The following is a 15786-nucleotide window of genomic DNA, read 5'->3' as shown; positions in this document are numbered from 1 at the left end:
TGTTTCAGCTTAGTTGCTCTTTGCTTCCTTGCTGTCGTTGGCGGCGCTTTGCAGCGCCTTTCGTGCTTGCTGCTTGCGCAGATGCTGCCAGTGCGCCAAGACCCCCTTGGGCGCCCAGATCTGCGGTTCGGAGGCTTCGAAGTTATCCGCCAGTTCGCGTTCGGCCACGGTCGCCCGGGCCAGCTTGAAGGCCTGTTCCAGGTCGTCGGTCTGGTTCAGCGCCTGGGCGAACAGGGCATCGCCGAAGTAGGTGAAGTCGGCCTCTTCCGAGCAGCCGAACGATACGCGGTCGGCCTGCGAAGCGGTCATGATCAGGGTCCGCTCATCCTTGAGCGCGGGAATGAACCCGCCGGAATAACAGGCCGAGATCACGATGATCTTGTCGCGGTTTTTCAGGGGCGCCAGCACCGCGGCCAATTCGTCGGCCGGCAGGTCGGCCAGCTCCAGGCGTGGCTGGTCGAGCACCAGTTCGTGTTCGCTGGTGCCATGGCTGGTCAGGTAGATGAACAGCAGGTCTTCCGGGCCGCTGCGTTCGGCCAGGACCTGTACCGCGCGCCGCAGGTTTTCCCGGGTGGCCATAGGGCGGCTGTCGAGACGGTCGCGGTGGTTGACCAGGCGGATCTGCCCATAGGCGCCGAAGCGGGTGGCGAGCATGTTGCTGACATAGTCGGCCTCGCGCAGAAATACGCTTTGCTTGCCATCGCCGGCCAGCGTCAGGCTGTAGAGCTCGATGGCGGGCGTCGACGCCGGCACCGCGCCGAGGGCGTCGTCGAGCAGGCGGCCCTGGGCTAAGAGGCCGGTCTCCAACGGGTCGGGCAACAGTCGGCCGTCGGCATCGCGAACCCGCAGGCCGTTGATCCAGTCGCCGCTTTGCACGGTGCCATCGCGCAGTACCAGCACGCCGTGGCCCTGGTAGTTGTCGCCTTCGAAGCCACCGATATAGAAGCTGCCGTCGCTGAGGTTCAGGCGGCCCTGGCCGCTGAAGCGCCAGTCGCTGAAACGGCCAATGTAATGGCTGCCGTCGACGCCGATCAGTTCACCCTTGCCACTGAGGGCGCCTTCCTTGAACTGGCCGATCCAGACATCGCCGTCGGCGTTTTCGTAGCGACCCTTACCGCTGAGCTGGTTCTGTTTGAAGCCGCCAACGTAGAGATCGCCCTCGGCGCTGCTGAAAGTGCCGTTGCCTTCCAGCTGGCCGTCGACGAACTGGCCGCTGAACTGGTTGCCGCTGGCATCGCTGCGCTGGCCCTGGCCGTTGGGCTTGCCGCGGGAGAACTGGCCCTGGTACTGGCTGCCGTCTTCCAGCTCGAGGCGGCCGAGCCCGGAATACAGGTCGGACTTGAATTCGCCGCGGTAGGTCATGCCGCGTTCCTTGAGGGTGCCTTCACCGTCGCGCCGGCCCAGTTTGAAACCACCGGTGTAGCTGCTGTCCTTGGTGGTCAGGCTGCCCTGGCCGTGGAACAGGCCCTGCTGGAATTGTCCGCGGTAGACCTCGCCGTCACTGCCGTGCCATTCGCCCTGGCCATGCCACTGGCCGCTGTCGAACTGGCCGGCATACCAACTGCCGTTGGGGTAGTCGATGCGGCCTTGTCCCTGCAACAACCCGTTGACCACATCGCCGCGGTAGCGACCACCGTCCGGCAGACGGGCATCGGGAGGCAGCAGCGATTCGCCGTCTCCACATGCGGTGAGCAACAGGGTCAGAGCCAGGGGTACAAGTGGGCGCATAGCGGGATCCGGATAATTAGGGGACCGAGTATGCCGCAGCAACGAGGCTTATATATAGAGAGGCTGCGCGAAACAGCATGAGCTGTTTCGCATCAGGAAGGTTTCAGACAAAGCAGAGGGACAATGGCTCGGCGATGTAGGCTGGTTTTTCCTGGCCTTCGATTTCCAGTGTGGCGGTGGCCTTGAGCAGCCATTGGCCGGGTTTCTTCTCGGTGACGTCCACCAGGTCGACCTTGAGGCGGACCCTGGAATCGACCTTGACCGGCTGGATGAAGCGCACGCTGTCCAGGCCGTAGTTGACCACCATCTTCAGACCCTCGGGCAGGATCAGGATGTCTTCCATCAGTTTCGGGATCAGCGACAGCGACAGGAAACCGTGGGCAATGGTGCCGCCGAACGGTGTCTGGGCGGCTTTTACCGGGTCTACGTGGATGAACTGGAAGTCACCCGTGGCTTCAGCGAACAGGTTGATACGCTGCTGATCGATGGTGAGCCATTCGGAACGTCCTAGTTCCTTTCCGACATAATCTTTGAGCTCTGCAACAGGAACATACGGCATTGAGACTCTCCTTGGGTTCATCGGTTTTATCGTTCTAAAGGGGCGGGGGCGTACCCCCTGACAACCCACTGTAGATCATCATGGGGGTTTGCTCCGGTCAACCTTCCATGCTTTTGGCGAATGCCGGTGCATAGCGTTCGCGTGCTTATAATGCCCGGCGTTTTTTCGGGGGGGGGATGAGAGATGTTGTTACGCGGTCTGACATGGCTGGTGCTGTTTCAATTGCTCGGCACGGCGATCAATCATCTGTTGTTGCCGATCCTGCCGGGGCCGATTGTTGGTCTGCTGTTGCTGCTGATTTTCCTGGTGGCGCGCGGCGAGGTGGGCGAGCCGCTGAACCTGGCCGCCTCCAGCCTCCTGCGTTACCTGCCGCTGTTGCTGGTGCCGCCCGCGGTGGGGGTGATGGTGTACGCGGCGGATATCGCCGCGGATTTCTGGGCGATAGTCGGCGCCCTGGTGTTGTCGCTGGTGATCTCCATGGCTTTCGTCGGCGTGTTGATGCAGCGACTGGTCAAGCGCCACGGACATCGGGAGGGCGGCCAATGATGTTCGACTGGCAGGGCGCCTGGGCGTCGGTGATCCACCATCCCTTGTTCGGCATCGGCATTACCCTGGGCGCCTATCAACTGGTGCTCGCGGCCTTCGAGAAAACCCGCTGGATCTTTCTGCAACCGGTGCTGGTCTCCATGTTGCTGGTGATCGGTGTGCTGCTGGGCTGTGGCTTGAGCTATGCCGAGTACCGCAAGAGCACGGAGATCCTCAGTATTCTCCTGGGCCCGGCCACAGTGGCGCTGGCCGTACCGCTGTACCTCAACCTGCGGCGGATTCGGCAGTTGTTCTGGCCGATATTTACTACGCTGGTGATTGGAGGGGTGGTCGCCACCGGCCTGGGCGTACTGCTGGGGTGGTGGTTCGGTGCCGAGAACATGATCCTGATGACCATGGCGCCGAAATCGGTGACCTCGCCGATCGCCATGCTGGTGGCTGAACAGATTGGCGGTGTCGCAGCGCTGGCCGCGGTATTCGTGTTGATCACCGGGGTGATCGGGGCGATTTTCGGTCCGGCCATTCTCAACCGCCTGCAGGTGCACAGCCCGGAAGCCCGAGGCATGGCGCTGGGCATGACGGCTCACGCGGTGGGCACTTCGGTGGCCTTGCAGGAAAGTGACGAGTGCGGTGCTTTCGCGGCGCTGGCGATGAGTCTGATGGGTGTGGCCACGGCGGTCTTCCTGCCGTTGGCGGTGTCGTTGGTGGTTTAAGGAAACCTGTATGAGCCTGGCGCTTTTCCCGCTGAACACGGTGCTGTTCCCCGACTGCATTCTCGATTTGCAGATTTTCGAGGCGCGCTACCTGGACATGATCGGTCGCTGCATGAAACAGGGCAGTGGCTTCGGCGTGGTGTGCATCCTTGAGGGCGAAGAGGTGGGCATCGCCCCGGAAGGTTTTGCGCGGGTGGGCTGCGAAGCGCTGATCACTGACTTTCATCAGCAGGACAACGGCCTGCTGGGGATCCGGGTCAAGGGCGGGCGGCGTTTTCGGGTGCTGAGCAGCGAAGTGCAGCGCGATCAGTTGCGGGTGGCTGAAGTCGAGTGGCTGGGCGAGGCGCCGGAGAGGCCGCTGCAGGAGGAAGACGGGGACCTGATCGCCTTGCTCAAGGCGTTGGCCGAGCACCCGATGGTCGAAGCCCTGAACATGGGTACCGAAGCCACCGGCCAGCAGTCGCTGGCCAACCAGTTGGCTTATCTGTTGCCATTCTCCGAACTGGACAAGATCGACCTGCTGCAACTGGACGATCCGCAACAACGCCTGGATGCGATCCAGGCCTTGCTGGACGAATTGCAGGGCGAGCTGTTCGCCTGATCCTCGCGGCTACAACACCTCAATACGCATAACGCAGCATGGCGTGCGGTAGATGCCTGACCGCCTCGAAACCGAACAACGCGATCAGCGCCGGCAATACCAGCCACCAGATCTTGGCCGGCATGGGTTCCAGCGGGGTCTGGCGCTGGGCGACCCACAGGCTGGCAGCGCACACGCAGGCGGCAAGCATGGCGCCGGCGAGGATGTCGGAGGGCCAATGCGCGCCCAGGTAAATCCGCGACACGGCAATCGCGGCCGCCGGCAGACAGCCCAGCAGCAGCCAGGTCAGGCGCATGCGTGGCGGTTGGCCGCGACCGGCGAGCACCGCCAGGGTCAGGAACAGGGCGAACGAGCCGGAACTGTGGCCGCTGGGCATGCTGTAGCTGGTCAGTGGGTCGGTCAGGACTTCCGGGCGCACGCGAGCGAAGAACAGCTTGGTGCCGGTGTTGGCCAGCGCAGTGCACAGCAGCGTGGCGCCCGCAAAAATCGCCTGCTGCCATTGCCGGGCAACCAGCAACAGCAGGGTGACCAGGGCGCTGGCGAGCAGCATGGTGCGGAATTCGCCGAACTGGGTGAGCACCACCATCACCTCGTCCATTGCCGGGCTGCGGTGCTCCTGGACCAGCGCCATCAGGCCCTGGTCGAAATGGTTCAGGTAGGGGTAACCGATGAACAGGCCTGCCAGGATCGCCAGGCTGAGGCCGGCCACCAACGGGCTGGCCTTGCGATGGCGGCGCACGGTGCTGTTGATGCTCAGGCCCAGCAGCACGGCGATGCTGGCGGCGACTATTCCCGCTTGCGGCCAGAAACCTTCAGGCAAGGGCAGGCGGATCGCCGCGCCCGTGGCCCAGCCCGGCAGCAGGTAGGCGACTGTCCAGCCGGCCGCGGCCAGCAGGCTGACGGCGAAAAAACGCGGGAACGACATGTCGAACATGCCGGCGACCATCGGCAGCATGGGGCGCAAGGGACCGATAAAGCGTCCGACCAACAGGCTGGCGATACCGTAACGCTGGAAATAGGCTTCGGCGCCGTTGATCCATTCCGGGTGATGGCGCAGCCCCGGCAAGCGGCGGATGTTCTGGTGAAAACGCCGGCCCAGCAGGTAGGACACCACGTCCCCGAGCAAACCGCCGAAGAACCCCAGCGCCAGGGTTTCACCCAGGGACAGCGCGCCGCTGCCGGCCATCACGGCAATGGCGAACAGCAGCACGGTGCCAGGCACGATCAGGCCGGCAATCGCCAGGCATTCGACGCAGGCGACGATGAACACGGCTGCCGCCAGCCATTGGGGATTCATCGTCAGCCAGCCGGTTATTCCGTCGAGCCATTGGCCCATAGGTTTTCAACTCCGATTATTCGGTGGGTTAACTGTAGAAGCGGACTTGCTCGCGATAAAACCATCCGCGGGCACGCCGGTTCCTGCGAAAGGGATCAATCGAGCAGCAAATAGTCGCGACCTTCGACCTGCCCGCGACGTAGCGGGTTCCGGGTGCAGTAGGGGGCGTAGGCAGCGTCGACAAAGCGGTACATCAAGTGCTCATCGCGGCCGTGAGGGATGCCCAGGCGGGTGGTCTGGATGACGCTGGCGACGGGCGTACCGACATCCTCGACGAACAGCACCTCATGGTCGAAGCGCTTGGCATCCCACACCGGAACTTTCAGGCCCAGTGCCTTGCACAGCAGGGTCTGGCCGGCGCAGAGCTTCTGCGAGGGGCGCGGCCGGCCGCTGGCGTCGGGATTGTTCAGGAGCATCTGCGCCAGGCTGGCGGGGCCCGAGATTTCGTCGACCCAGGGGTAGGCCGACTTGATCAGCACCGCGTTGCCCGGCCCCTGGGCGCTGAAGTTCAGCGAGTCGCCGCCGCGGGCGTAGTACATATAGATGTGGCCACCGTCCAGAAACAAAGCCTTACGCTTTTCTGTGTAGCCGAGGGAGGCATGGCTGCCTTTTTCCTCGCAGTAATAGGCTTCTGTTTCGATAATGCGCGCCGACAGCCACAGGTCGCCGACCCGATGGCGGATGATTTTACCGAGCAGTTCACGGGCCAGGACCTGGGCGTCTCGATCGAAAAAGCTGTCGGGCAGGGCCTTGGGCAGCGTCGGAGTGGACAGAATGGACATGGTGGCCAGGAGCGATGACGGGAATTGGGTCGGAATAATATCAATTCCAGGCTTAATTCAGGCTGAACGAGAGGTATTTGCCGTCCATTTCGACCATCCGCCCGTGACCGCTGTCCGTGGACCGGCGCGACAGCTATAATCAGCCGCTTTCCTCTTTGCCAAGACCACAGCAGACCATGACTGAGTCCGTTCTTGACTACATGACCCGTTTGGGTCGCGCTGCCCGCGAAGCCTCGCGGGTAATCGCCCGTGCCACCACTGCGCAGAAAAACCGCGCATTGCTGGCGGCTGCCGATGCATTGGACGCTGCTCGCCCCGAGCTGAGCGCGGCCAATGAGCAGGACCTGGCCAACGGCCGGGCCAATGGTCTGGAACCGGCATTGCTCGATCGTCTGGCGCTGACCCCGGTGCGTATCGACGAAATGATCGAAGGCCTGCGTCAGGTGGCCAAGCTGCCTGACCCCATCGGTGAAATCCGCGATATGCGCTACCTGCCTTCGGGCATCCAGGTCGGCAAGATGCGCGTGCCCCTGGGCGTGATCGGCATCATCTACGAGTCGCGTCCCAACGTGACCATCGATGCTGCCAGCCTGTGCCTGAAGTCCGGCAACGCGACCATCCTGCGTGGCGGCTCCGAGGCGATCAATTCCAACCGCGCCATTGCCACCTGTATCCAGCAAGGGCTGGCGGTGGCCGGCCTGCCGGCGCAAGTGGTGCAGGTGGTGGAAACCACCGATCGCGCGGCCGTTGGCGCGCTGATCACCATGCCCGAGTTCGTCGACGTGATCGTGCCGCGTGGCGGCAAGAGCCTGATCGAGCGGGTCAGCCGCGACGCCAAGGTGCCGGTGATCAAGCACCTGGACGGCGTCTGCCATGTGTTCATCGACGTGGCGGCCGACCTGGACAAGGCGATTCGCATCGCCGATAACGCCAAGACCCAGCGTTACGCGCCCTGCAACACCATGGAGACCCTGCTGGTCCACGCCGGTATTGCCGAGCGCGTATTGCCGCCGCTGGCGGCGATCTATCGCGACAAGAAGGTCGAGCTGCGCGGTTGCCCGCGTACCCGTGCCTTGCTGGGCGACGATGTGATCGAGGCCACCGAAGAAGACTGGCGCACCGAATACACCGCGCCAATCCTGTCGATCCTGGTGGTCGACAGCCTGGACGCGGCCATCGAACACATCAACACCTACGGTTCGCAGCACACCGACGCCATCGTCACCGAGAACTTCACCGACGCCCGGCGTTTCCTCAACGAGGTGGATTCCAGCTCGGTGATGGTCAATGCCTCGACCCGGTTTGCCGACGGTTTCGAATATGGCCTGGGCGCGGAGATCGGTATTTCCACTGACAAGCTGCACGCCCGTGGTCCGGTCGGCCTGGAAGGGCTGACCAGCGAGAAATATGTCGTCTTCGGCGACGGCCATGTGCGCACTTGATGAGCAAACGTATCGGTCTGCTGGGCGGTACCTTCGACCCCGTGCACATCGGTCACCTGCGCAGCGCGCTGGAGGTGGCCGATGCGCTGGGGCTCGATGAGCTGCGGCTGACGCCCAGCGCGCGGCCGCCGCATCGCGATACGCCGCAGGTGTCGGCCCTGGACCGTCTGGCGATGGTCGAGTGCGCGGTGGCGGGCGTTTCACCCCTGGTGGTGGACGACCGTGAGCTGAAACGGGACAAACCGTCCTACACCATAGACACCCTGGAACAGATGCGGGCCGAGATGGCCGCGGATGACCAGTTGTTCCTGTTGCTGGGCTGGGACGCTTTTTGCGGCCTGCCTACCTGGCATCGCTGGGAAGAGTTGCTCCAGCATTGCCACATCCTGGTGCTGCAACGCCCGGATGCCGATAGCGAGCCGCCGGATGCGTTGCGCAACCTGCTGGCGGCGCGCTCGGTGAGCGATCCCCTGGCCCTGCAAGGGCCTGGAGGACACATTGCATTCGTCTGGCAGACACCGCTCGCGGTGTCCGCCACCCAGATCCGTCAACTGCTGGCCAGCGGTAAGTCGGTACGTTTCCTGGTGCCTGATGCGGTCCTGGCCTATATCGATGCACACGGTCTTTACCGTGGGCCGAACTGAAGGCGCGCTGCCGGCCGATGCCGTGCAACGCGCCAAACATACGAGCTGAACGAGTTTTATATGACTAACCAAGTAATGAAAGGCGAAGATCTGGTCAAGGTGGCAGTCGCCGCGCTGGAAGACGTCAAGGCCCAGGACGTCCTGGTGATCGATGTTCGCGACAAGCAGAGCATCACCGACTACATGATCATCGCCACCGGTACTTCCAATCGCCAGATCGGCGCGATGCTGGAAAAGGTCCGCGAGATGGTCAAGGCCCAGGGCGTCAAGCCGCTGGGTGAAGAAGGCAAGGGCGACAGCGACTGGGTGCTGCTGGACCTGGACGACGTGATCGTGCACATGATGACCGCCTCCGCACGCCAGTTCTACGACCTGGAACGCCTGTGGCAGGGCGCCGAGCAGAGCCGTGCGGCTGATGGCAAGCACCACAGCCCGGAACACACCCATGAGCACTTCACCAAGCTCAACAAAGACCAGCAATAAGGGACGGCTGTGCGCCTGCGTCTGATCGCTGTCGGTTCACGCATGCCCAAGTGGGTGGAAGAGGGTTGGCACGAGTATGCCAAGCGTCTGCCATCCGAACTGGCGCTGGAACTGGTGGAAATACCGCTCAATACCCGTGGCAAGAACGCCGATGTGGCCCGTTTCATCCGTCAGGAAGGCGAAGCCATGCTGGCCAAGGTCGGCCAGAACGAGCGGATCGTCACCCTCGAGGTCCACGGCAAGCCCTGGAGCACCGAGCAGCTGGCGGTGGAACTGGATCGCTGGCGCCTCGACTCGCGCACCGTGAACTTCATGGTCGGCGGCCCCGAGGGGCTGGCGCCGGAAGTCTGCGCGCGGGCGGACCAGCGCTGGTCGCTGTCGCCTTTGACCTTGCCGCACCCGCTGGTACGGATCCTGATCGGTGAACAGCTGTATCGCGCCTGGACAGTCCTGTCCGGGCACCCTTATCACAAATAGCCCGCGCCCCTAATGTCCCAGCCGATCCGTATCAAGGACCACGAAAAAGACGCCCGTCTGGTGCGTGGCCGGGTCGTGTTCGGGGCTATTGCCGTGGTCTGCCTGATCGGGGTGCTGATCGCGCGCCTGTATTACCTGCAGGTGATCCAGTACGACTATCACTCGACCCTGTCGGAAAACAACCGGGTCCACGTTCAGCCGATTCCACCGACCCGCGGCCTGATCTTCGACCGTAATGGCGTAGTAGTGGCCGATAACCGGCCGAGCTTCAGCCTGAGCATGACCCGCGAGCGTTCCGGCGATTGGCGCCAGGTGCTCGACGTCATTGTCGAAGTGCTGGAGCTGACGCCGGAAGACCGGGTGCTGTTCGAGAAACGCATGAAGCAGGGACGCCGGCCGTTCGAGCCGGTGCCGATCCTGTTCGAGCTCAACGAAGAGCAGATCGCCCGGATCGCGGTCAACCAGTTCCGCCTGCCCGGGGTGGAAGTGGTGGCGCAGCTGGTCCGCCATTACCCCCAGGGCGCGCACTTCGCGCACTCGGTGGGCTACATGGGGCGGATCAACGAGAAAGAGCTGAAGACCCTGGACCCGGTGAACTACAGCGGCACCCACCACATCGGCAAGACCGGCATCGAGCGCTTCTACGAGCCCGAGCTGCACGGCCAGGTGGGGTATGAAGAGGTCGAGACCAACGCTCGCGGTCGTGTGTTGCGGGTGCTCAAGCGGACCGACCCGATTCCCGGCAAGGACATTGTCCTGAGCCTGGACATCAAGCTGCAGGAAGCCGCCGAGGCTGCCTTGGGCGGGCGGCGTGGCGCGGTGGTAGCGCTGGACCCGAACACCGGGGAAGTGCTGGCCATGGTCAGCCAGCCGAGCTTCGACCCGAACCTGTTCGTGACCGGCATCAGCTTCAAGGCCTATGCCGAGCTGCGCGACTCCATCGACCGTCCGCTGTTCAACCGGGTGCTGCGCGGCCTGTACCCGCCGGGTTCGACCATCAAGCCGGCGGTGGCGATCGCCGGCCTCGATTCCGGAGTGGTGACGGCCTCCACGCGGGTCTATGACCCGGGCTACTACCAACTGCCCAACTACGACCACAAGTACCGTAACTGGAACCGCAGCGGTGACGGTTACGTCGACCTCGACACCGCGATCATGCGGTCCAACGACACCTACTTTTATGACCTGGCCCACAAGCTGGGGATCGATCGGTTGTCGGCCTACATGAACAAGTTCGGTATCGGCCAGAAGGTCTCGCTGGACATGTTCGAGGAATCGCCGGGCCTGATGCCGTCGCGGGAATGGAAGCGCGCCACCCGCCGCCAGGCCTGGTTCCCGGGTGAGACGCTGATTCTCGGGATCGGCCAGGGCTACATGCAGTCCACCCCGTTGCAGTTGGCCCAGGCCACGGCGCTGGTGGCGAACAAGGGCAAATGGAACCGTCCGCACCTGGCCAGGACCATCGAGGGCGAAAAGCCGGTGGATGAAAACCCGATGCCGGACATTGTCCTGCGCGATCCGTCGGACTGGACGAAGGTCAACCACGGCATGCAGCAGGTGATGCACGGTGCCCGTGGTACGGCGCGCAAGGCGGCCATCGGTTCGCAATACCGGATCGCCGGCAAGAGTGGTACGGCCCAGGTGGTCGCGATCAAGCAGGGCGAGAAGTACGACCGCTCCAAGGTCCAGGAGCGCCATCGCGACCACGCCCTGTTCGTCGGCTTCGCGCCGGCGGAAAACCCGAAAATCGTGGTCTCGGTCATGGTCGAGAACGGCGAGTCCGGCTCCGGCGTGGCGGCCCCGGTGGTGCGCCAGGTGATGGACGCCTGGCTCCTCGGCCCGGATGGCCTGCTCAAGCCTGAGTTTGCCGGCCCTATCAGTGCGGAGGCTACGGCCCGTGAAGAGTAATTTCGATCGCATCCTGTCCAGCGAGGATGTGATGCGTCGCCGTGCGACGCTGTTGCAGCGCATGCACATTGACGGCCCATTGCTGATCCTGCTGCTGACCCTGGCGGCCGGCAGCCTGTTCGTCCTGTATTCGGCGAGCGGCAAGAGCTGGGACTTGCTGGGCAAGCAGGCGACGTCATTCGGCATCGGCCTGGTGTCGATGATCATCATCGCCCAGCTCGAGCCCCGGTTCATGGCGCGCTGGGTGCCACTGGCCTATGTGTTCGGCGTGGTGCTGCTGGTGGTGGTGGATGTCATGGGACACAACGCCATGGGCGCCACCCGCTGGATCAACATTCCCGGGGTGATCCGCTTCCAGCCCTCGGAGTTCATGAAGATCATCATGCCGGCGACCATCGCCTGGTACCTGGCCAAGCGCAGCTTGCCGCCGCAGCTCAAGCATGTGGGCATCAGCCTGATCCTGATCGGAATCCCGTTCATTCTGATCGTGCGCCAGCCGGACCTCGGCACCTCGCTGCTGATCCTTGCCGGTGGCGCCTTCGTGCTGTTCATGGGCGGCCTGCGCTGGCGCTGGATCCTCAGCGTGCTGGCTGCCGCGGTGCCGGTGGCGATCGCCATGTGGTTCTTCATCATGCACGACTACCAGAAGCAGCGGATCCTGACCTTCCTCGATCCGGAAAGCGATCCGCTGGGCACCGGCTGGAACATCATTCAGTCCAAGGCGGCCATCGGTTCCGGTGGCGTCTTCGGCAAGGGCTGGTTGCTGGGCACTCAGTCCCACCTGGACTTTTTGCCCGAGAGCCACACCGACTTTATTATCGCGGTCATGGGCGAAGAGTTCGGCCTAGTGGGCATTTGCGCCCTGCTGCTGATCTATCTGCTGCTGATCGGTCGTGGGCTGGTAATCACCGCCCAGGCGCAGACGCTGTTCGGCAAATTGCTTGCTGGCGCCCTGACCATGACGTTTTTTGTTTACGTTTTCGTCAACATCGGTATGGTCAGTGGCCTGTTGCCGGTCGTGGGGGTGCCGTTGCCGTTCATTAGCTACGGAGGAACTTCGCTGGTGACGCTGCTGTCAGCGTTTGGGGTTTTGATGTCGATCCATACCCATCGCAAGTGGATCGCGCAGGTTTGAATAAGGTGAAGAATTCAATGCAAGCAATGCGTGGCTGGACCGCTCGGTATGCGCCGTGGGTCGGTCTGGTAGGCATCCTTGGTGCAGCGCAGGAAGCGCTGGCCGGCGGCGAATACGAAGGTTCGCCCCAAGTGGCCGAGTTCGTGGGCGAAATGACTCGCGACTATGGCTTCGCGGGCGAACAGCTGATGGGGGTGTTTCGCGAGGCCGAGCGCAAGCAGTCGATCCTCGATGCCATTTCCCGGCCCGCCGAGCGGGTCAAGCAGTGGAAAGAATACCGGCCGATGTTCATTACCGACGCGCGTATCGCCCGCGGTGTGGACTTCTGGCGCCAGCACGAGGCGGTACTGGCCCGTGCCGAGCAGGAATACGGGGTGCCGGCCCAGGTGATCGTGTCGATCATCGGCGTTGAAACCTTCTTCGGGCGCAACACCGGTAACTATCGGGTGATCGATGCGCTGTCGACCCTGGGCTTCGATTACCCGCCACGTGCCGAGTTCTTCCGCAAGGAATTGCGCGAATTCCTGCTGCTGGCGCGCGAGGAACAGGTCGATCCACTGACCCTCAAAGGCTCCTACGCCGGCGCCATGGGCTTGCCGCAGTTCATGCCAAGCAGTTTTCGCGCCTATGCTGTGGACTTCGACGGCGACGGCCACATCAATATCTGGACCAATCCGGACGATGCCATCGGCAGTGTTGCCAGCTATTTCAAGCGTCACGGCTGGGAGGCCGGGCAGCCGGTGGTCAGCCGGGCCGAAGTGCGTGGCGATCAGGTCGACGAGGGTCTGACCACCGGTATCGAACCGACGAAAACCGTTGGGGAGTTGCGGGCGCTGGGCTGGTCGAGTCATGATGCGCTGCGCGATGATATGCCGGTCACGGCTTTTCGCCTGGAAGGTGACAATGGCCCCGAATACTGGATGGGCCTGAAGAATTTCTACGCGATCACGCGTTATAACCGCAGCGTGATGTACGCCATGGCCGTACATCAGCTCTCTGAACAGCTGGTCCAAGCACGGGGCGTCAAGTAATGCTGGCATCGCCAATCCGCAAACCCCTGAAGCTGGTGGCTCTTGCCGCGTTGTCCTTGCTGGTGGTCAGTTGTTCGTCAACCCAGGCGCCGAAACAGAAAGGCCCGGCGACGGCCGCACGTTCGAAACCGGTCCTGGACATCAACCGCGCCCACAAAGACGGCGCGCCCTGGTGGGACGTCGATGTATCGCGTATCCCTGACGCCACGCCGACCCTGCACACCGGCCCGTACAAGGCCAACCCTTATACGGTGCTGGGCAAGACCTATTTCCCGATGGCCGAATCCAAGCGTTATGTCGCTTCGGGCACGGCTTCCTGGTACGGCACCAAGTTCCACGGGCAGAACACCGCCAATGGCGAGGTGTATGACCTGTACGGCATGAGTGCCGCGCACAAGACCCTGCCCTTGCCGAGTTATGTCCGAGTGACCAACCTGGACAACCACAAGAGCGTGATCCTGCGGGTCAACGACCGTGGGCCGTTCTATTCGGACCGGATCATCGATTTGTCCTATGCCGCGGCCAAGAAGCTCGGTTATGCCGAGATCGGCACTGCCCGGGTCAAGGTCGAGGGCATCGACCCGCAGGAATGGTGGGCCCAGCGCGGCCGGCCGGCGCCCTTGATGCTCAACGAGCCGAAAGCCGCGCCAGTGATGACGGCGTCCACGGGGACCGTCGAACAATGGACTCCACCTGCGCAGCAGCACGCCGCGGCCGTCGTGCCGGTGCAGCTGGATGCAAAAAAAAACGCTTCTGCGCAAGCCTCTGGCCAGTATCTGCAGGTGGGCGCCTTCGCCAACCCGGACGCTGCCGAGCTCCTGCGCTCGAAGCTGAGCGGGATGGTGAGCGCTCCGGTGTTCATCAGCTCGATCGTGCGCAATCAACAGACCCTGCACCGGGTACGCCTGGGGCCGATCGGCTCGCAGGGTGAGATCCAGCAAGTGCAGAACAGTGTCCGGCTGGCCAATCTGGGGCAGCCGAGCCTGGTAACCGCCGAGTAATCGGATTCTGATTCATGGTTCACCCGCGGTATTTGGGGGGGAACCCAGGTTGTTGGCTCGTCGTACAACAAAAGCCCGGCAAGGGTCGTGAGTGAACAACTGAACACGCGACAGCCCTTTCGAAGGCTGTCTGAATAGTTTTGTCCGCGAGGACAAGTTTCCATTAGCAATTTCGAGAGACGGATGAACATCACCACCTTTGCCAAACGCCTGTGTCTGCTTGTCCCGCTGATCATCACGCCTGCCGCCTGGGCGGTAGAAGTGATGCCGTCGCCACCGCAGCTGGCCGCCAAGTCCTATGTGCTCATGGAGGCCAGCAGCGGTAACGTGCTGGTGGAGAACAACGGTGACCAGCGTCTGCCGCCAGCCAGCCTGACCAAGCTGATGACGGCCTACATCGCGACCCTGGAAATCCGTCGCGGCCAGATCGGTGAGAACGACCCGGTGACCGTCAGCGAGAACGCCTGGCGTACCGGCGGTTCGCGGATGTTCATCAAGGTCGGTTCGCAGGTCACTGTCAGCGACCTGCTGCACGGTATCATCATTCAGTCGGGTAACGACGCCAGCGTCGCGGTTGCCGAGCACATCGCCGGCAGCGAAGACGCCTTTGCCGACATGATGAACAAGACCGCCGGCGACCTGGGCATGACCAATAGCCACTTCATGAACCCGACCGGCCTGCCGAACCCCGAGCACTACTCGTCGGCGCACGACATGGCGGTCCTGGCTCGCGCCATCATTCACGAAGACCCGGCTCACTACGCGATCTACTCGCAGAAAGAGTTCTTCTGGAACGGCATCAAGCAACCTAACCGCAACCTGTTGCTGTGGCGTGACAAGACCGTCGATGGCCTGAAAACCGGCCACACCGACGAAGCCGGCTACTGCATGGTGTCCTCGGCCGTGCGTGACGGCATGCGCCTGATCGCCGTGGTGTTCGGTACCAACAGCGAGCAGGCTCGTGCAGCCGAAACCCAGAAGCTGCTGACCTATGGTTTCCGCTTCTTCGAAACCCAGACCTTCTACCAGAAGGGCACCGAGCTGGCTCAGGCGCCTGTCTGGAAAGGCACTGCCTCCCAGGTCAAGGCCGGTCTGGCCCAGGACCTGAGCATGACCATGCCAAAAGGCCAGCTGAAGAAGCTCGCGGCCAGCATGACCATGAATCCACAATTGATCGCGCCTATCGCCAAGGGCGACGTGATCGGTAAAGTCGAAGTGAAACTGGACGACAAGGTGGTGCACAGTGCCGACCTGATCGCTCTGGACGCGGTCGACGAAGGTGGTATCTTCCGCCGCATGTGGGATAGCATCCGCCTATTCTTCTACGGCTTGTTCAACTGATATTGTCGACCCGCGTGGCCCTCGCTCTGAAGTAGAGCGGGGGCCGCGTCCGTCGCCAC

16 protein-coding genes are annotated in these 15786 nt (G+C 62.9%); 12 read left to right on the top strand and 4 right to left on the bottom strand.

All coding sequences use genetic code 11. The features are described 5' to 3' along the window. Positions 1-9 precede the first annotated feature (9 nt). Both PVZ80_RS10635 and PVZ80_RS10630 read right to left on the bottom strand, forming a co-directional pair. Positions 10-1728, bottom strand: coding sequence for a C13 family peptidase (locus PVZ80_RS10635; protein WP_038635515.1), 1719 nt, complete (start codon positions 1726-1728; stop codon positions 10-12). Positions 1729-1831: 103 nt separating this feature from the next. After that, positions 1832-2287, bottom strand: a complete 456-nt coding sequence (locus PVZ80_RS10630) for a MaoC family dehydratase (protein WP_009051047.1) — start codon at positions 2285-2287, stop codon at positions 1832-1834. A 183-nt stretch (positions 2288-2470) separates the two neighbouring features. Here PVZ80_RS10630 and PVZ80_RS10625 point away from each other — a divergent pair, with 183 nt between their 5' ends. From PVZ80_RS10625 to PVZ80_RS10615, 3 genes are read left to right on the top strand one after another with little or no spacing between them, the layout of a single operon-like run. After that, complete coding sequence (locus PVZ80_RS10625; protein WP_053269999.1) at positions 2471-2833, top strand: CidA/LrgA family protein; 363 nt, start codon at positions 2471-2473, stop codon at positions 2831-2833. Then, positions 2830-3546: an LrgB family protein gene (locus PVZ80_RS10620; protein WP_009051045.1), complete on the top strand. Its 717-nt coding sequence runs from the start codon at positions 2830-2832 to the stop codon at positions 3544-3546. Before PVZ80_RS10625 ends, PVZ80_RS10620 begins: the two co-directional genes overlap by 4 nt. Positions 3547-3556: 10 nt before the next feature. Beyond that, on the top strand, positions 3557-4147 hold the full coding sequence (locus PVZ80_RS10615; protein ID WP_009051044.1) for an LON peptidase substrate-binding domain-containing protein: 591 nt from the start codon (positions 3557-3559) through the stop codon (positions 4145-4147). Between the two features lie 19 nt (positions 4148-4166). On the opposite strand, the gene PVZ80_RS10610 is transcribed toward PVZ80_RS10615, so the two are convergent. Together PVZ80_RS10610 and PVZ80_RS10605 are read right to left on the bottom strand one after the other, a co-directional pair. Further along, the gene (locus tag PVZ80_RS10610) at positions 4167-5483 is read right to left on the bottom strand and encodes a bifunctional DedA family/phosphatase PAP2 family protein (RefSeq protein ID WP_273863874.1); all 1317 of its coding nucleotides are present in this window, start codon (positions 5481-5483) and stop codon (positions 4167-4169) included. Positions 5484-5578: 95 nt separating this feature from the next. Next, positions 5579-6265, bottom strand: coding sequence for a DNA-3-methyladenine glycosylase (locus PVZ80_RS10605; protein WP_009051042.1), 687 nt, complete (start codon positions 6263-6265; stop codon positions 5579-5581). 176 nt (positions 6266-6441) lie between these two features. Between PVZ80_RS10605 and PVZ80_RS10600 the strand changes: the two genes are divergently transcribed. The 9 genes from PVZ80_RS10600 (at position 6442) to PVZ80_RS10560 (ending at position 15727) form a co-directional block, all read left to right on the top strand. Continuing rightward, positions 6442-7707: a glutamate-5-semialdehyde dehydrogenase gene (locus tag PVZ80_RS10600; protein ID WP_009051041.1), complete on the top strand. Its 1266-nt coding sequence runs from the start codon at positions 6442-6444 to the stop codon at positions 7705-7707. Continuing rightward, the gene (gene nadD / locus PVZ80_RS10595; RefSeq protein ID WP_023969285.1) at positions 7707-8351 is read left to right on the top strand and encodes a nicotinate-nucleotide adenylyltransferase; all 645 of its coding nucleotides are present in this window, start codon (positions 7707-7709) and stop codon (positions 8349-8351) included. Before PVZ80_RS10600 ends, nadD begins: the two co-directional genes overlap by 1 nt. A gap of 60 nt (positions 8352-8411) precedes the next feature. Next, a complete protein-coding gene (gene rsfS / locus PVZ80_RS10590) occupies positions 8412-8834 on the top strand; it encodes a ribosome silencing factor (RefSeq protein ID WP_009051039.1) in 423 nt (140 codons plus the stop codon). 9 nt (positions 8835-8843) lie between these two features. Beyond that, on the top strand, positions 8844-9311 hold the full coding sequence (rlmH, locus tag PVZ80_RS10585) for a 23S rRNA (pseudouridine(1915)-N(3))-methyltransferase RlmH (protein ID WP_009051038.1): 468 nt from the start codon (positions 8844-8846) through the stop codon (positions 9309-9311). A gap of 12 nt (positions 9312-9323) precedes the next feature. Continuing rightward, positions 9324-11219, top strand: a complete 1896-nt coding sequence (gene mrdA, locus PVZ80_RS10580) for a penicillin-binding protein 2 (RefSeq protein WP_009051037.1) — start codon at positions 9324-9326, stop codon at positions 11217-11219. Between the two features lie 31 nt (positions 11220-11250). Then, positions 11251-12354, top strand: a complete 1104-nt coding sequence (rodA, locus tag PVZ80_RS10575; RefSeq protein WP_041987538.1) for a rod shape-determining protein RodA — start codon at positions 11251-11253, stop codon at positions 12352-12354. A 17-nt stretch (positions 12355-12371) separates the two neighbouring features. Continuing rightward, positions 12372-13385 carry a lytic murein transglycosylase B gene (gene mltB, locus PVZ80_RS10570; RefSeq protein WP_025807698.1) on the top strand — a complete coding sequence of 338 codons (1014 nt, stop codon included), beginning with the start codon at positions 12372-12374 and terminating at the stop codon, positions 13383-13385. Continuing rightward, the gene (locus PVZ80_RS10565; RefSeq protein ID WP_028683489.1) at positions 13385-14386 is read left to right on the top strand and encodes a septal ring lytic transglycosylase RlpA family protein; all 1002 of its coding nucleotides are present in this window, start codon (positions 13385-13387) and stop codon (positions 14384-14386) included. The genes mltB and PVZ80_RS10565 overlap by 1 nt, the downstream gene beginning before the upstream one ends. A 183-nt stretch (positions 14387-14569) precedes the next feature. Next, positions 14570-15727 (top strand): D-alanyl-D-alanine carboxypeptidase family protein, encoded by a 1158-nt coding sequence (locus tag PVZ80_RS10560; protein ID WP_009051033.1) that lies wholly within the window; start codon positions 14570-14572, stop codon positions 15725-15727. Positions 15728-15786 lie beyond the last annotated feature (59 nt).

This window comes from Pseudomonas sp. B3G-3 (assembly GCF_028640915.1).
Classification (GTDB): domain Bacteria; phylum Pseudomonadota; class Gammaproteobacteria; order Pseudomonadales; family Pseudomonadaceae; genus Aquipseudomonas; species Aquipseudomonas chlororaphis_I.
Note: the sequence above shows the minus strand (reverse complement) of the source record. Positions and strands in the feature narration are given on the sequence as shown.

Bases quoted from the DNA above. Each gene is read 5' to 3' on its own strand.
- PVZ80_RS10635 (WP_038635515.1), bottom strand. From the start codon at position 1,728: ATGCGCCCACTTGTACCCCTGGCTCTGACCCTGTTGCTCACCGCATGT.
- PVZ80_RS10630 (WP_009051047.1), bottom strand. From the start codon at position 2,287: ATGCCGTATGTTCCTGTTGCAGAGCTCAAAGATTATGTCGGAAAGGAA.
- PVZ80_RS10625 (WP_053269999.1), top strand. From the start codon at position 2,471: ATGTTGTTACGCGGTCTGACATGGCTGGTGCTGTTTCAATTGCTCGGC.
- PVZ80_RS10620 (WP_009051045.1), top strand. From the start codon at position 2,830: ATGATGTTCGACTGGCAGGGCGCCTGGGCGTCGGTGATCCACCATCCC.
- PVZ80_RS10615 (WP_009051044.1), top strand. From the start codon at position 3,557: ATGAGCCTGGCGCTTTTCCCGCTGAACACGGTGCTGTTCCCCGACTGC.
- PVZ80_RS10610 (WP_273863874.1), bottom strand. From the start codon at position 5,483: ATGGGCCAATGGCTCGACGGAATAACCGGCTGGCTGACGATGAATCCC.
- PVZ80_RS10605 (WP_009051042.1), bottom strand. From the start codon at position 6,265: ATGTCCATTCTGTCCACTCCGACGCTGCCCAAGGCCCTGCCCGACAGC.
- PVZ80_RS10600 (WP_009051041.1), top strand. From the start codon at position 6,442: ATGACTGAGTCCGTTCTTGACTACATGACCCGTTTGGGTCGCGCTGCC.
- nadD (WP_023969285.1), top strand. From the start codon at position 7,707: ATGAGCAAACGTATCGGTCTGCTGGGCGGTACCTTCGACCCCGTGCAC.
- rsfS (WP_009051039.1), top strand. From the start codon at position 8,412: ATGACTAACCAAGTAATGAAAGGCGAAGATCTGGTCAAGGTGGCAGTC.
- mrdA (WP_009051037.1), top strand. From the start codon at position 9,324: ATGTCCCAGCCGATCCGTATCAAGGACCACGAAAAAGACGCCCGTCTG.
- rodA (WP_041987538.1), top strand. From the start codon at position 11,251: ATGCGTCGCCGTGCGACGCTGTTGCAGCGCATGCACATTGACGGCCCA.
- mltB (WP_025807698.1), top strand. From the start codon at position 12,372: ATGCAAGCAATGCGTGGCTGGACCGCTCGGTATGCGCCGTGGGTCGGT.
- PVZ80_RS10565 (WP_028683489.1), top strand. From the start codon at position 13,385: ATGCTGGCATCGCCAATCCGCAAACCCCTGAAGCTGGTGGCTCTTGCC.
- PVZ80_RS10560 (WP_009051033.1), top strand. From the start codon at position 14,570: ATGAACATCACCACCTTTGCCAAACGCCTGTGTCTGCTTGTCCCGCTG.